This window comes from Flammeovirga sp. OC4 (assembly GCF_000812565.1).
Classification (GTDB): domain Bacteria; phylum Bacteroidota; class Bacteroidia; order Cytophagales; family Flammeovirgaceae; genus Flammeovirga.
Map to the genome: position 1 here is coordinate 67,488 of NZ_JTAM01000024.1, position 16,816 is coordinate 84,303.

Genomic DNA, 16,816 nt, shown 5'->3' on the forward strand with positions numbered 1-16,816 from the left:
CTTGGTTAATAATTAGAGTTCATAATTTCAAGAGCTTGAGATGCACTATTAATCGCGTTATAAATCTCGTGCTTTCTGTTAAGTTTTGCTCGTTCTTTTAAAGAAGTAGTCACATATCTAAATGTCTTTTCAAAGGCTTTGTACTCTGAAATTGGCATCATCTGAACTGCTCTTACAGCATGCCATGCTATGAATGCGTTGTCCGATTTGCCATGATTTTCTAGTACTTTTTTGGCTTTTATATCATGTTTCATTCGATATAAAATTGTTGCTGCTTCTATTTGGTTAAATGGATTTTCATCTTCAAGAAGCTTTTCAATTTTTGGCAAGTCTTCCTGATCCAATTCCTGTGCTCTCAGCCCTACCAATGCCCAATAACGTTGCATTGATACAGTGGAAGCCAAATAGGCCAATTGTTTGTCCTTGTAGTAATGGCCTCTTCCAGAAAGTTCAGCTACATAAAGTATGTTTTCCAAAGGATACACTTTATCGTCTGCCATTGCTTCAAACGGATTGCTTCCTTTTGCTAAACGGTCCATCTGTCCTGCAGGGATAAAATGTAAATCTCTCTGGTTCAATATTTCATTTTTATTTATTGATCTGAATTTTGCCAACACATTCTGATACTCTTCCTCATTCGACAGATCATTTACATTCCATTTGTCCTTTTGATTATCAAATAACCACTCTCCTTTTTTTCCTGCTCCTAGTACTTGATATTGAACATTATCCAATGTTTTTTCCTTTGTATCCTTGTGCATTTTCTTCAAAATATCTGCATTGTCAGAATACTTGTGCCATTGCACAATAGGGTAATCGGTCATATAATTTCTTACGTAAGTGTATCTACCATCTGTCACCGTTCTCACTTGATCAATCACTTCTCCGCAACCATCACGACCTCCCCACACATACTGACGTTGGTAGTCTTGACCAAAAATATTTTCACCCTGCATATACTGAGGTTTTTCAACTCCTGCCAAAGACAACACCGATGGTGCTAAATCCTCAAACGAAATGACTCTATTCTCAAATTCCTCTTTTTCTGCTGCAAGTAGATGTTTATATTTTTGGGGAATGTGCACAAACATTGGTACTTGATGTCCTAAGTTCAAACCCGCTCCTTTGAATCGGGGTAAGCCTTCTCCATGATCCGCAAATACAAAAATGATTGTGTTGTCAAAAAGTCCGTCCTCTTTTAAGCGATTGATGATTTCTCCGATCTTTTTATCTGTCAGTGTAATACAATCATACATTCTTGCCATATAAGACCTCATTTCATCATTGTCAGCATAAAATGGAGGTAACTCAATACTTTCTGGTTTTGTGAGCTCTACTTCCGATAAAACATTTCTAACTTTTTTCTCATAAAAAGCATGAGGGTTGACCATGGTGTAAGACTCATGAGATGTCATTAGATTAAAAACGGAGAAAAAGGGTTGTTTGCTATCGGTTCTATCCCACCATCCTGTTTTACCTTTACTAAAGTCCCAGGCTTCTTTTACTTTATTTTTTTCTTCTGCTAAGTTGTAATCTGTTTTATTATTATTCGTTGTAAAATAACCCGCTTTCTTTAAGTAGTAGGGAAATGCTTTGACATCAGAGGGTATTTCTATTGTACTTCTATGATTGGCTGTCCCTAATCGATTGGCATGAACACCCGTAATGATACATGACCTTGATGGCGAACAAACTGTTGCAGTAGAAAAAGCATTATTCATCTTGAAACCTTCTCTTGCTAAAGCGTCCATATTCGGTGTTTTTGCCTGTTTATTGCCATAAGCACCTATAAAATGAGGAGAAGTATCCTCTAGTGTAATCCAAAGAATATTAGGTTTTGGATTATTCTCCTCATTGGGAAGAGATGTAGAATTGCCAGCGCAAGACCACATTAAAAAACATAAAAAGTAAAGTAAATATCTAACAATATGCATAGTTTAAATTTGTATCCAATTCTTGATTTCTTATCAGGTTTTTAAAAACAAGGAGCCTAAGAAGCTCCTTGTTTTTTCTACTTTTTTACCTTAAAAAATTACTACCAGCCAGGATTCTGGCCTAGGTTAGGGTTAGTCACACTTTCCTGAAATGGAATCGGCCAAATATATTGACGTTCAGGAAACACTCTATTTAATAATATGTTGTGATTGTCTAAAACATGATCGTAAGTCGGTAATCCGTTTTCATCAAATTCAGGAATGGCAGAGAACATGTTACTTTCTTCTGAAAGTCCTTCTGTTTTGATACCAATCATAGGACGGTTCAATGCCACATCTGCCAAATTCCAACGTATTAAGTCCATATATCGTAGCCCTTCGTTCGCTAATTCCACTCTTCTTTCTCTACGAATAATTTCTCTTAATTCTTGTGCATTTGTTGTTATCACTTCAGGGTAAGTTCCTCCCTCCGCAATTTGTTGAGCATAGGCTCTTTGACGTACACGGTTGATCGCATCTAATACAGACTGATCAATTTGACCAAGCTCTAATTTTGCTTCTGCATAAATCAAAAGTGTTTCTGCAAATCGATAAAGAATAATATCTACGTCAACAATATCAATACTGCCTCTCATGGCATCAGAAAAACCTTTCTTAAACAACAATCCCGCTGGATTTGCAGAACCTTGAGTATTGGATAACCAAGAGTCCATATTTTTGATACTCTTCTCTTCTTGAATATCCCAAGTCTCCTTTTTGAATGGCTCCCAATAGATATTCATCAAAGAATCTCCTGGAGTAAGAATGCTCATCTTCAAACGAGGATCTCTATTTTCAAAAGGATTCAGGTAGCTGTATGAAGCTGCATCATCATCGATACGTAAACCTTCAGCCGTTTCATAACTATCAATCAACTCATACGTTGGAGTTGTGGAAGCGAATCCACCAACATTTCTCTGAATATCATATTGGATATTTCTCTTTTCACCGTAAGCAGAGGATTGTGGAAGAGCAATGATAATCTCGTTACACTGCTGACCTTGTTCTAAGAACAACTCTCCGTAATTCGGATATAAATCAAACTGACCATAATCCATCAAGGCTTTGGCTGCTTCGGCCGCTACCTCATAACGATTCGTATACAGGGCATAACGCGATTTAATAGCTAATGCACTTGCTTTCGTAAAACGTTGTACATCTGCATCACTATACGTTTCTGGTAAGTACTCAATCGCAAAATCAAGATCTTCCATTGCTTGATCAATGACTGTCTCTTTATCTGTACGACGAATGTCATACGCTTCTTCCAATGGAATTGGCTCTAATAGTAAAGGAACATCTCCATAGTGAGTCGCCAAATACAAGTATTGATGTGCTCTTGTCAATAATGCTTCTGCTCTCAGCTTCAGCCATGTTGCTTCAGGCGTTACACCTTCTGCTCTGTGCATATAATGAAGCATCATGTTAGCACGGGTGATTGATTTATAACAATCTGTCCATCTACTCTTAAATGTCTTCGATTGAGAAGTCGAAGTACCTTTGTATAATTCGTGTCCTGTTCCTGATCTAGTAAATACATTATCGGAGTATTTATCTGTATCAACAGGGAACATAAAATCTCTGTAAAATTCATTTGCTGCTACTTCCAACTCTGCTTCTGTAGAGTAGAAATCACCTGTTGATGGAGAAGTTCTTGAATACAGATCCAAATCTCTACAAGAAGTATTGAACAAAACCAACGCAGCAACGGCTATATTTCTTAGATTAAAAATCTTTGTCATCATTTTCATTTTTTAGAATTTCAAGCTGATACCAGTCATATAAGTGGTCAATAATGGATAATCCGTTGATTTGATTTCCGGATCCCAACCTTTTGGCATGTGATTAAATGACCATAAATCATTTACTGAAGCATAAATTCTGAACTTCTTCACACCTACTTTCTTAAGTAGTGACTTTGGTAATGTATAACCTAAAGTGATGTTCTTGATCCTCATGTAAGCACCATTTACTAACCAGAAATCTGATTTCTGATAGTTTGATTTTGAACCTTGATCAGAAAGTCTTGGATATTCTGCCCCTGTATTTTCAGGTGTCCAATAGTTACCTACAACATATGAAGGGAAGTTTCTGAATGAACCACTAAAAGGTTGAACTTGAGCATTTGATAGCATTACATCTGTTTTGCCTACACCTTGTAATATTAAGCCAAAATCAAGGTTTTTGTAATTCACATTGAAGTTGGCTCCAAATGTATATCTTGGAAGTGAACTACCAATCACTACTCTATCTTCCTCCGCGTTGATCATATCACTTTCTCCACCTGGCTGCTTTTTATAACGAATATCACCTGGCTGTTCTTGACCTGTTAACTTGGCGTGGTCTGCATGATCATCTCCAAAGTAACCTAAGTTTTCATAACCATACCAAGCTTTATATTCTTGGCCTTCCATTGTTACTTGATTACCCAATTGGTTCGCCCCTTTCATATCAACCACTGTGTTTTTGTTGTCAGATAGGTTAAAACCGATTGAATAGTTAAGATCGTCATTAATAATATCTCTCCAATTGACTGTGATTTCCCATCCTTGGTTATCCACAACACCAGCATTTTGTAATGGAGGGTTAGCATAACCTAAGTAAAGTGGAATATCTAGCTTTAATAAGATGTCATAAGTAGTTTTGTAATACCAGTCAAAGTTGACATTTAAACGATCATCCAAGAACGCCGCATCAAATCCGATATCATAACCTTCTGTAGTTTCCCATGTGATATTTTCAATGGCCATATCTTGCTGAGCGTAAGACGTTAAAGGAACAACCTGACCACTTGCATACACATATGAGTTTGATCTGCTCATGTTGGCCGTATAAGCGTAGTTACCCACTCTTTGGTTACCTAAGCGTCCCCATGAACCTCTTACTTTTAAGTTAGAAAGCCAATCGGCAGACTTTAAGAATTCTTCATTAGAGATGTTCCAACCTGCTGACACTGAAGGGAAAAATCCCCATCTATGATCCGAGTGGAATCTAGAAGAACCATCATATCTAATGTTGGATTGAATGTAATATTTGTTCTTGTAATTATATGAAACTCTAGAGAAGAATGAAGACAGTGCATTCTCATTTTGACCACCCTTGTTGCTCCACATATCTGTGTTACCTGCATTAATTTCATCATAATCAGGCAATACATACCCAATACGCTCTGCCTCTAACGTTTTCTCTCTGTAATAATTACTCTCGTAACCTGCTAAAATTGAGAAGCTATGTTTGTTGATTTTTTTATTATAAGTAATTGTGTATTGTTGGTTGATCGAATACGATTCTTTACGCGTATCTGACAATTTATCTTGACTCTTACCCGTATTACCTATCCAGTTACCTTCCGTATCATAATAATCAATCACTCTCAACATATTCTTTGTATTGTTGAAATTAAATTTTGGAGCTAACTGTGCTGAAACTCTAAGATCTTTAATTGGCTCAAAATCTAATCTTGCTCGGAATCTTGCAAAGTTGGTTTGATTGTCTTTGTAACCACCTTTATTTACAAAAGCGACAGGGTTTTGACCATCTTTACCATCAGCAAAAGTACCATCGCTCCAATAAGCAGGATAGAAAGAAGGAATGTTTCGAGCACTTGTGTAGAAGGAATTCGTATGATGCCCCTCATTAGGCTGTTCTTTGTTGCTTTGTCTTAAATACATATCCAAAGCACCTTTAAACTTACTGTTTATCTTGATGTTGTTGTTCAATTGTAAAGTATATCGTTCCCAATTGAAATTCGGAATTAAACCTTCTTGTGTAGAATAACCAAATGACATTTTTGATCGAACGACATCGTTACCACCTGCAATTGAGAAGTTGTGTCTTTGCTGAACAGCATGATCCTTTAATAATTCATCTTGCCAATCTGTATTCGGGTATAAATCAGGGTTAACCATAGAGTTATCTCTATAATTATCAATATAATACTGCTCCCAAAGTGGTGCTAAACCATCGTTTTCCTTATACTCATTTTGCATTCTGAAATAATCCTGAACATCTACCATTTCAGGTAATGTTGTTGGTCTTTGAACCCCCACATCACCACTATAAGTAACTGTCAGTTCTCCTTCTTTTGCTCTCTTTGTTGTAATGATAATTACACCGGCTGCTGCTCTTGAACCATAGATAGCTGCTGAAGCTGCATCCTTCAATACTGTCAATGACTGAACATCTTCAGGATCAACATCATCAATGTCACCAGGAGCACCATCAATCATCACTAAAGGCGAACTATTGTTCAATGTTGTCTGCCCCCTAATTAAGATGTCACCTGTAGAACCTGGTTCGCCACTCGATCTTGTTACTGTCACACCTGGAATAGAACCTTGAAGTGCTTGAGAGAGTTGTGGTGTTTTTCTTTCTGTGATCATTTCTGAATCTACTGTTGCTACTGCCCCAGTTAAATCCGCTTTTTTCTGTGTACCGTAACCTATAATTACGACTTCGTTTAATTGTTCTTGTGCTTCTCTAAGCACAATGTGTAATTCTGTACTTGTTCCTACATTTACTATTTTTTCTTCGTACCCAATGGATGTCACAATGATTTTTGAATTTGCTGGTACAGCCAATTTAAAACCTCCATCAAAGTTTGTCATTGTACCTGTTGTTGTACCTGCAATAATAATGTTAGCTCCGATAACCGGAATTCCAGCTGGGTCTTTCACCGTTCCTGAAATTGTTATCTTGTCCTGTTGTTGCGCTATGGCAGTATTCCAAAGGAAAACCCCCATCATACTAAGTAATAATATGCGCCATTTCATCAATACTGTAATCGGCATAAACTCTTCTTTAAAAAATATTAGCGAAAAAGTTAAAAATTGTGTTGTCGGCAATTTTTACGTTATCTGTTATAATCAATGCCTGCCTTAATTATATTGCTAATATAGCAATTTAGTATGTACTTTCAACACTAATTATAAAAAAATGTTATTTTAATGAGAAAATTTTAGCTAATACACTCTAAAAATGAATTGATGTTCACTATATATTAAAAATAGGGCCAAAATTCCTTCTACAGCACAAATCTGAAATAACTATATCGTTGATGTACTTTAATGGGTATGATTAAAAAATGTAAGCATATCGCAAACTTCCAATCAATTATTCAGCAGGTTTTATGTCCTACTTTCAAGCTTCCTTCTTCTTCATTTTTCCATTGATGAAAAACGAAGCAAAAAATCTAGGCTTAGAAGTCAAAAGAATTAAAATGTGACTTCTATCTCGTTCAATAAAAGAGGCAGCTGATTATTATAAATAAAAAGCTGCCGGTTTAATTTGCTTAACTACTATTTTGTATTTATTACTACGTTAATGGTTCTTCTTTTTACCACGTTGGAATGGTGGTCTATAATTTTCCTTGGAAGGCTTCATTGCTAGACGGGCGTTTGTTTTATCCATCCATTGTTGCAAATCTTTTAAAAGTCGATCTCTTACCTCTTTATTTTTTAATGCTAGATTATTGGACTCCGAAATATCTTCTTTGATATTGTAGAGTTCTACCATGTTATTTTCATCGATTCGATCCACTCCCCCATCAAGAATATACTCTTCATGGAAGAATAATAATTTCCAATCTCCATTAATAACTACAGTAACAGGACGGTTTCTAAAGTAGGAATCTCTACCTCCTCTTTGATTTTTCCCATCCAAATAATTAGGATAATGATAAAAGATAGACGATCTCTTTAATGTTTCGGCTTTGCCATAAAACAGTCCCTTTAAACTTTCACCATCCAATATTTTATTTTTAGGCGTTTTCAATCCTGCCATATCTAAAAATGTTGGATAGAAATCTGTATTGACAACAGAAACGGTAGATGAAGAACCTGCTTTTACCTTGGGCGGATACCAAACGACCATCGGTACTCTTATCCCTCCTTCATAAAGCATTCCTTTCACACCCCTCAACGGATCTTGATGAATTTTCCCCAAAGAACCATTATCCGAAGTGAAAATGATGATGGTATTGTCATCAATTCCAAGTTCTTTGACTTTCTTCAAGATCGTCCCCAAGCTCTCATCTGTATGTTTCACCATACCTGCATAAGCGGGGTTGTTGTGTAATTTCCCTTTTTCTTTTGCCTGAAAATAGTCTAACATCTCTTGGCGTGCTTCCCATTTTGCATGTACGGCATGATGAGGTAAATAAAGGAAAAAAGGTTTATCTTTATTGTCTTCCATAAATTCACAAGCCTCATCTGTCAACTTATAAATATCCTTTGGATCATTGGTTTTCTTGAACTTAATTTCTTTGGGTTCAGTCGATTGATCTACCATAAAACCTTGTTCAGAAGCCTCTCCTGCAATGTGCCATTTACCAAAAATTCCCGTCACGTAACCACCATCTTTTAGTGCTTCCGCCATGGTATAGTTGTCCAATGAAAGTTCCTGATCAGGTACTGGTTCCAAACGCATTTTATCTTCGGGGCCTCTTTTGGCATCCCAAACGGCAATCTTACCATGACGAGGAGTGTACTGACCTGAGATCATTGAAGCCCTTGACGGAGCACAATTGGGGCCAGAAGAATAAGCATTGTAAAATACCATTCCTTCTTTTGCCATCTGATCTAAATTAGGAGTTTCATGGTAATCAGATCCCATAAATGAAGGATCTTTCCATCCCATATCATCTACAAAAAATAAGATAATATTGGGCTTTTTCGGTTTCTTGTCTGCTCCAAAAGTTGTCAAAGACCAACATATAGACAGCAATAATAGTGTAATAACTCTTTTCATTGTATTAAATATTATCTACTGGAAAACGGAAAGTTTGATTGGGGATTCTAGCTGACTTAAACAACTCTTCTCCTTGTTTTACAATTTCCGGATTTTCTGCTGCAACATCGTTCTCTTCCCCCGGGTCTGAAGGTAAATGATACACTTCAATTTTACTTTTAGCTTTTTGCTTCAACTTGTTTTGCACAATTTTCCAATCTCCAATACGAATTGCTCTAGATCCACCTCTTTCATGAAATTCCCAATAGAAATAATCATGCTTTTCTTGCTTTTGAGCTTCTCCAATTAAAGTTGGCAAGAAAGAAATACCATCAATGTTTGCTTTTTCGTCAATGTCAGCATCCACAATATCAGCCAATGTTGGGAAAACGTCCCAGAAAGCCGAAGGATGATCTGTTTCAGTATTTTTCTTGATAACATTTGGCCAAGAAACAATCATAGGTACTCGTATACCACCTTCGTAAAGGTCTCTTTTAATACCTCTGAAAGGACCATTAGAATTGAAAAACTTAGGGTCGGCACCTCCTGCTGAGTGTGGGCCATTGTCTGAAGAAAAGAAGATGATTGTATTCTCATCCAAACCATGCTCTTTCAATTTATCCATAATTTCTCCTACAGAGATGTCTAAATGATGCATCATAGTAGCAAATGCTGCTCTTGGATATTCTTGATCTGCATACGTTCCCATCATAAAACGTTGCTCATGTGTCAGATTTGGATTATGGTTTCTCTTATTTACATACGGTTTACCTTTTGGATATACTTCCTTGTAGTGCTGGAAAATGGAATCTTCTGGAGCTACAACTTCCGCGTGTGGAATGGTATAAGGCAGGTACAAGAAGAAGGGTTCATCTTTATTTTCGTCAATAAAATTCAACGCCTGATCATGAATTAAATGATGTGTATATTCTTTTTGTCCTCCTTCTTCATTGCCCTCAAGCATCACTTTTTCACCATTATGACGTAAATACAAAGGATAATACGTATGTGCTAGTCGCTGACAGTTATAACCATAAAATTCATCAAATCCTTGATTATTTGGTGCTCCTTCTGAACCTGGGTACCCTAACCCCCATTTTCCAAACATGCCTGTTTTATAACCTTTTGACTGCATCATTTTTGGCAATGACGCAATATCAGCTGGAATTGGGACTTGACCTTCTGGCTTTACTTCTTTGTTTCCTCTGATGGGTGAATGACCTGTATGTAAACCGGTCATCAAAGTCGATCTTGAAGGGGCACAAACTGTACTTCCTGCATAGTGACTATTGAATTTCATACCGCTTTTAGCCAATGCATCAATATTAGGCGTAGTAAATTTTTCTTGTCCATAGCAACTAAAATCGCCCCATCCTGCATCGTCTACAAGAATAAAAACAATATTAGGTTGCTTAGCCAACGACTTCTTACCATCTTGACTTTGCTGATATTTATTCGTGGAACATGAACTGAATAGACATGCTATGATGAATAAAAAATAATTGAAGTTGTTTTTCATATTTATGCTGTTTGTAATAATTCGTTTCTTTTTAATTTACTCCACAATTGTGGTAATGGATCTTGGTTGAATAGAGAGCTTACCTGCACATTTTTGGTGTTTTAAACTTTCTGTAGAAGAAGTGACATACACCTGTTTTTGTTTTTTGGAAGGTATTGTAATTTCATAAGGTTCATCTGCTAAATTTACAATGACAATCACGGTTTGTTTTTTGGATTGGTAAGCTGAAATCAATAGTTGGTCTTCATCATATTGCCCTTCAAGTGCTGCAGTAATTCGTTGCATACCCGGACGTACAAATCGTGAATAATTACCCAACGCCCAAAGGCATTTCGAATCTTCTAACACTGTCTTATCCTTTTTATCCACGTAAATTAAGCCATCTTTATAATCATAAGGGCTGACTGCTATCCACCATTGCCATGAAGACGCATTGGCAATCGTAAGATCGTAATGCATTACTTTAGCGATGTACAATGCAGGATCAATTCCTAAATCTTTACCTTTTCCTTTTACTTCCTCATTATTTTCAAGCAAACAGTATTCGCTTTGGTAAAAAGAAAGATTTTTATAATCCTTCATTAAGTTTCCAATCACTTGGCGACTACTTTTCAATTTACTTAAAGGTGATGTGGTAAAGTAAGCATGTGCTGAAAAAGTGGGCGAAACTGACTTTAAATCACCAATATAATTTACACTTTCAGGATGGAAGAAACTCCATAATTGATGATCTCTGTCCGGGCGATTTGAAGAAGGATCGTACACATAGTTGTACTGAGCACTTTCTGCTACTTCAATCTTTGTCTTTAATTTATTTTGTTGGAAGGTTGCATCCATTTCTCTAATCACAGCTGCCATCTCTTCATTGTGAGCAGCGGTTCCTTCTTGACCGTTTTTCTTTCCCCAATCCCATTGAGGTTCATTGAAAGGTGAAATTAGATTAAAATGGAGCTCTTCTTTCTCCATTTCAATTAAAAATTGGGCTAAAAAATGTGCATAATGGGAATAATTCTCTTTCGAAAGGTTTAATGAAGTTTCTCCATTTCCATGAGCAAGGTGATTCTTGGTAAGTGCAATTGGTGGTGAATTAGCAAATGCTGTAAAATGCTCAACCCCCAATTCTTTTGCTTTTTTGAGAAACCAAAGCTGACCTTCTTGATTTGTAATTTTTACTTCTTGCGTCAGTGAATCGTAAATACCAAAAGACCTTCTCCACGGGTCTTTAATCTCTGATTCCTCCCCTTGTGCTGCACTGCCAGCACCAATATTAAACCGCCATGTTGAAAGGCCAATACCTTTAGGAGATCCATCTTTTTCAAGTTCTTTTGAAAAAAGCCATTGGGCCATTTTCTCTTTTTGGGGTTTCTCCCACTCTTTGCCAACATATTGAATACTCCAAGCATCAGAAGCTCCAAAATGATCAATCAATTGATGGCGTTCAGAAGTTTTGAGGTGAAGTTGGAGAGAAGAACTACTCTCTTGTGCCCAAAGTTGGACACAAGAAAGTAGTGTAATGAATATAACACTAAGTCTTTTCATTTCTTTTAATAACAGAATACTTCGTCAAATGAAACGATAGACTTTAGGGTTGAAATTATCTTCCGGAAGCCGCTTGAAAAGCTGATTGTATTTGAAGTGTTGTTTTCTTCAATAACTCAATCACTTCTTCATTGGTGTGGTTTCCATCAAAATCAGAAAGAGCTATAGCGATTTCATCTGCCGTGTTCACTCTTACTGCAACACTAGTCTTTTCGTTCTTGATAATACTATAACCGTTCTCCTTATCGATTTTCAATTGGTCTAAATATTCCTGACTCAAGTTTAAGTCCTTCGCTACAAAATCAAGGTCTAATTGCTCTCGATGTGCTAATAATATTTGTCCTATCGAAGATTTTTCTAAAGGATAAACGGCCATTTTACCAATAGCTTCCATTGTTGACATACCCGGTGTCCAGTGATATAAATAAGAAACATGGTTGTTCCACAAAACACCAATTGCTACTACACAATTTAATTCCAAAAGTGGTTCAATGTACTTAAATGCAATCTGAAATACTTTAGACGCATGTAGTGAATGCGCTGCTAAAACATGGACCGCCGCTCCTGGAATGTATCTTCTTTGGTTATCTTGATAAGTATAACCCAAAAAAGAAAGCGTTCTAAGAAGTCGGTTTACCTTGGTTTTTTCCATCTTTAGCATCTCAGATATATCTTTCACTGAAGCCGGTTTGTCCAATACTGTTAATGTCTGCAACACCTCCAATCCATCAATTAAACCCTGGATTGGTTGTGCCGGTCTTTTTGATCTAATCATAGTCAGTCCGCTAATTAGAAAATTTTATTATATACTGCTGAATTATTTCTTGCAATGTACAAAATTGTAACAGCCTTTTATTAACTTATTTAATCAAAAAGAGGGGCAAAATTGTTTTTTTTTACAAAAACATCAACAATCCGTTATTTCACTATTAGCAATAACATTTAATTACAAATAACATCAAATAATGCAACTGGAATTCTACTATCCTTGCGATCCAATTCAATCACTAACTTGGAAGTTTTTACTGGCTGATCCAACTTCACATCACATAATGTTGTGTGATTTGATGCTGTTTGGAAAAGGCATTTCCCTGTCTCATCCTTGATTCTAAAAGATTCAACACAGTAAGGTACAACTGATTCTGGATGTCCAAATTGAGTACTTTCCATGGCGTGATCTAAGTCGGCATCAAAGAACAATTTAATCAATGAAATCTCTTGTGCCTCTTCCCACTCTAAAGTCAAAGTTGGGTAAGCATCATCTAATGCTGCAATCCATGCATTGGTTGATTGTACTGGACGAGTAACTCCTGAATCCAAGTGCTCTTTTTTACCAATGAACAAAGGTGTTTTTAATTGCATCGCAATATTTTGGCCTTCAGGACGACGTTGTGGTGTCCAGAATTCAAACCCATCAATTCCAATTTCCTTTGGTGGTTCTTGCTGCCCAAAGTTAGAGACTGCTTTATTTTCTTTTCTAAATACTGATAAAATACCCGTGATTCTATCCTCAGAATAATTCAATTGGAGATCCACATTCGGAGCAAAACAAACAAACACATAAGTGTCTCCTAAAGCTGAAACATCAAACTTTAAATCAACAAAATGACGTCCTGCTTCCACTTCTGTTGATTGGATACCAATCACTTTTTCAGGCGTGAAGTTTGTCGCTTCAAGACTTACTTTTAATTCAACATCTACTGTTGTTTCCTTGGCAGCAATAACTGGAACTCTAAGAGAAAGTGTTTGCTGATCCCTTGTAATAGGCAACATCTGAGCAGATGGCATTTCTAACGTTTTCCAAATATTTGAAGACCTTAATTCTGTCAGGTTTAATTCTGAAGAAACAGAAACATTCGCTTTTGAAGAAATAAAACCAGATTTATCCAACTTAACATGAGGGATATAAGATGATTTTTCTAACAGTTTTTGTTGAATCTTCTCAATGTGTTCTTTTTCAATAGTTTCATAAGGAAGTACATCATTTTGAATAGAATAAGCTGCCGCTACTGCTACTCCTTCTGCTGCCACTGCACTTGTCAACATCACTCTTGTAGAACCAAATGCCACGTGAGAAACACTTACAATTCTACCTGCAAAAAATAGATTGTCGATATCTCTACTTATAGCTGTTCGTAAAGGTATCTGATAAGTACCTTTTGAATGCCACTGAGTACAACTTGGAAGCGAAGAATACACGCCATCAGAAGGGTGCAAATCTAACGCCCAACCACCATGAGCAATCGCATCATCAAATCTTCTTTGTTCAATGATATCTTGCTGTTTCATCATGTACAATCCTTCAAAACGACGACTTTCACGCTTTCCAGGTACTGTACCAACCCACTCTAAGGTCATGTTTTCAGCCTCAGGGAATTTTCCTGAATTCTTGATATAATTCCAAATACCATATACCACTTTCCAAAGCTCATATTTGATATTTTCGGTCTCATGGATCGTATCTAAACGCCCTCCATATTCAATCCACCAATAATTACAGCCTGTATGATCGGCTTGAATATTTTTAAACCTAGGTAAATCTTCAATATCCTTCAACGCATAAGCTGGAGGTGTGAATTTCACTGGTTTGTCGGTGTTTTTGGTGTAGAAATAAATGGTATGTCCTAGAAGCTCACCATACTGCTCTACATTTGGAGCCATTTTTTCACCGAACTCCTCAATGGTTTCGGCCCCCATTCTGAATGATGCACCGGCTAAGAAAGAAAGTACTCCGTCACCAGATGCGTCACAAAAGCGTTTTGCACTTAGGTTGTAAAGTGTTGAGTTTTGGCTGTTAAAAGCTTTTACAGATTGAATTTTTGTATCTTCATGAGTTACCTCAAAAGCTGAAGTATTCAATAGTAAAGTGATATTCTCTTCCTGCTTTACTTTTTCGATCAGAATTGTATCAAAAATTAAAGCATTACCTTCTCTATTTCTATAAAGGTTTTCTTCTAGAATTTCACCTGTCACACCTGTTTCTCTCGACCATCTATTGTTATTTCCCATGTGAGAAGTAGCTCCTAAAGCCCACAATCTCACCTCACTGGAAGCATTACCTCCCAATACTGGTCTATCTTGTACCAAAACCACTTTTACTCCTTGTCGAGCTGCTGTAATTGCGGCACAAGTACCTGATAGTCCTCCACCTACAATTAATAAATCCGTGTCAATAGCCACCTCTTTTAGGCTCCTATTTTTATTATAAGATTCCTGAATCATAATTCTCTCGTCTAGTTTTTCAACTAATTTTTTTGAATAACTACTCTTTATTCATTTATAATAATGAAGCTCCAGTGTTGGAAAATGTGATTCGCATTTCCAAAAGTGATAAGGCAGACACACCACTGGAGCTATTTCTTATTCTTTAAGTATTTAAGAAACAACCATTTCTTTTTCTTCCTTGATTACATTCTTTGCTTTTTTTAGTAAGCTATAAGCCAAAATGGCGATGATCACTCCTATACCGACTAACCATGTCCAGCCATCTTCACCCGTTAGGGCAATTCCAAAAAAGAGTACACACACCGCAAATAATGAATAACTCATTACTTTCAAACTAAAAGCATTGGTTCCTGCTGTTTCAACCACCTCCTCACGTCTTTTCGCAATTTCATTTACTTGATGACTCACCATGCTATTTTTTGACATTTGAATCATTTCGTTGATTGCTAATAACGTAAATGGCACTACCACACCTATCAACATCTCAATGGCTCTGCTTAATCCTTCCCAATCAATCACCATTGGCAGAATTTTAAGTAATACATTAATCAATAAACTTGCAATCGTAATTTTTATGATCTGTGATTTTCCTAACCTATCTGAAAATAAACTCCAAATTGGAGGAGCGTAAAGGGAAGTACCCGTAACCGCACTAATACTCAAGACCACATTGACAATACCTCCAACTGATGGAACAAGTAATGCAACACCAATGGCAAACACTCCGCAGAAAATCGTCGCCATTCTTGCAACTTGTATTTTTTGTTTGTCTGATAAATTAGGTTTTAATTTTAAAACAATATCATTTGTGATCACTGCAGCTGAAATGTTCAATGAACCATTGACCGAGCTTGCTGTTGCATATAACATTCCTCCGATCATTAACCCTAGCATTCCTTCTGGAAGTACTTTTTGACACATCAACAAATAAGCACCTTCTATTTCTAAACCTGATAGGTTAGGATCTACCACCTTGTAAATCATTGGAGGTAACATCCATAATATTGGACTGAAAATATACAATCCCCCAAATAAGTAAGCCACTTTTTTAGCTGCTTTTGGTGTCGATACTGATGTGTATCGTTGAACGTAAGCCCAGTTACCGCCTATGAAAATTGAATTATATACTCCAAATGACAAAAGGAATAATGGAGTATATTGTTTATTGACTAGGCCAAAAAATCCTTCTGGAGAGTTTTTGACAAAATTGTCCACTCCATCTACATAATTCAATGCCAACGGAATCACAATAATAATTGCGGATAATAAAATCACAAATTGTAATACATCTGTCACCATCACGGCTTTTAATCCGCCAAGTGTGGTATATAAGATCATGAACACCCCCAACACCAAAATACAGGTGTAGATAGAAGCATCGAGGGAGACACTAATGATCTTTGCTACAGGGTATAAAAATGCACCAGTATAGGCAAAGGACATCAATAAAAATAAATAAGTAAACACTTTTTGAGTATCTCCATCAAATCGAAATCTCAAATATTCCGCAACGGTAACAGCTCCTGTTTTATGCCATTTATCTACGATAAATTTACCTACTAAGAAGCCTGCTATACACATTGTCCATTGAATCGCTATTGCCACTGCACCATATTCATAAGCAATTGCACCCCATACTACAAAAGTTCCTGCTGAGAAAAAACCCATGAACAGCGACAGACCACTCATGCCCCAAGGGACTGCTCCTCCTCCGGCGAAAAAACCTTTTAAATCTTTCTCTCTTGAAAATGTAATTCCTACACCTAATACAATTAGGGAAAAAATCAGTATCACTAAAAAATCAAACGCTCCCATCTTAAAAAACTAGTTTCTT

General features: G+C 36.7%; 9 protein-coding genes. All 9 read right to left on the bottom strand.

Features of this window, described 5'->3' with window-relative positions:
• Window positions 1–5 precede the first annotated feature (5 nt).
• The 9 genes from PL77_RS15260 to PL77_RS15300 all read right to left on the bottom strand — a co-directional run bounded on the left by PL77_RS15260 (window position 6) and on the right by PL77_RS15300 (window position 16,797).
• Entirely contained in the window at window positions 6–1,934 is a 1,929-nt protein-coding gene (locus tag PL77_RS15260) for a sulfatase-like hydrolase/transferase (RefSeq protein WP_082026562.1), read from the bottom strand.
• Window positions 1,935–2,035: 101 nt separating this feature from the next.
• Window positions 2,036–3,718 carry a RagB/SusD family nutrient uptake outer membrane protein gene (locus tag PL77_RS15265; protein ID WP_172665872.1) on the bottom strand — a complete coding sequence of 561 codons (1,683 nt, stop codon included), beginning with the start codon at window positions 3,716–3,718 and terminating at the stop codon, window positions 2,036–2,038.
• A 9-nt stretch (window positions 3,719–3,727) separates the two neighbouring features.
• Window positions 3,728–6,763 carry a TonB-dependent receptor gene (locus tag PL77_RS15270; RefSeq protein WP_082026563.1) on the bottom strand — a complete coding sequence of 1,012 codons (3,036 nt, stop codon included), beginning with the start codon at window positions 6,761–6,763 and terminating at the stop codon, window positions 3,728–3,730.
• Between the two features lie 529 nt (window positions 6,764–7,292).
• A complete protein-coding gene (locus PL77_RS15275) occupies window positions 7,293–8,720 on the bottom strand; it encodes a sulfatase (RefSeq protein ID WP_052444459.1) in 1,428 nt (475 codons plus the stop codon).
• A gap of 4 nt (window positions 8,721–8,724) precedes the next feature.
• Entirely contained in the window at window positions 8,725–10,218 is a 1,494-nt protein-coding gene (locus PL77_RS15280; protein ID WP_044207016.1) for an arylsulfatase, read from the bottom strand.
• Between the two features lie 36 nt (window positions 10,219–10,254).
• Window positions 10,255–11,757, bottom strand: a complete 1,503-nt coding sequence (locus PL77_RS15285) for a glycoside hydrolase (RefSeq protein ID WP_044207019.1) — start codon at window positions 11,755–11,757, stop codon at window positions 10,255–10,257.
• Window positions 11,758–11,812: 55 nt separating this feature from the next.
• The gene (locus tag PL77_RS15290) at window positions 11,813–12,532 is read right to left on the bottom strand and encodes a helix-turn-helix domain-containing protein (RefSeq protein WP_052444460.1); all 720 of its coding nucleotides are present in this window, start codon (window positions 12,530–12,532) and stop codon (window positions 11,813–11,815) included.
• A gap of 167 nt (window positions 12,533–12,699) precedes the next feature.
• Window positions 12,700–14,979, bottom strand: coding sequence for an FAD-dependent oxidoreductase (locus tag PL77_RS15295; RefSeq protein ID WP_044207022.1), 2,280 nt, complete (start codon window positions 14,977–14,979; stop codon window positions 12,700–12,702).
• A 153-nt stretch (window positions 14,980–15,132) separates the two neighbouring features.
• Window positions 15,133–16,797 carry a sodium:solute symporter family protein gene (locus tag PL77_RS15300; RefSeq protein WP_044207026.1) on the bottom strand — a complete coding sequence of 555 codons (1,665 nt, stop codon included), beginning with the start codon at window positions 16,795–16,797 and terminating at the stop codon, window positions 15,133–15,135.
• Window positions 16,798–16,816 lie beyond the last annotated feature (19 nt).

Bases quoted from the DNA above. Each gene is read 5' to 3' on its own strand.
- PL77_RS15290 (WP_052444460.1), bottom strand. From the start codon at position 12,532: ATGATTAGATCAAAAAGACCGGCACAACCAATCCAGGGTTTAATTGAT.
- PL77_RS15285 (WP_044207019.1), bottom strand. From the start codon at position 11,757: ATGAAAAGACTTAGTGTTATATTCATTACACTACTTTCTTGTGTCCAA.
- PL77_RS15270 (WP_082026563.1), bottom strand. From the start codon at position 6,763: ATGCCGATTACAGTATTGATGAAATGGCGCATATTATTACTTAGTATG.
- PL77_RS15280 (WP_044207016.1), bottom strand. From the start codon at position 10,218: ATGAAAAACAACTTCAATTATTTTTTATTCATCATAGCATGTCTATTC.
- PL77_RS15265 (WP_172665872.1), bottom strand. From the start codon at position 3,718: ATGATGACAAAGATTTTTAATCTAAGAAATATAGCCGTTGCTGCGTTG.
- PL77_RS15260 (WP_082026562.1), bottom strand. From the start codon at position 1,934: ATGCATATTGTTAGATATTTACTTTACTTTTTATGTTTTTTAATGTGG.
- PL77_RS15295 (WP_044207022.1), bottom strand. From the start codon at position 14,979: ATGATTCAGGAATCTTATAATAAAAATAGGAGCCTAAAAGAGGTGGCT.
- PL77_RS15300 (WP_044207026.1), bottom strand. From the start codon at position 16,797: ATGGGAGCGTTTGATTTTTTAGTGATACTGATTTTTTCCCTAATTGTA.
- PL77_RS15275 (WP_052444459.1), bottom strand. From the start codon at position 8,720: ATGAAAAGAGTTATTACACTATTATTGCTGTCTATATGTTGGTCTTTG.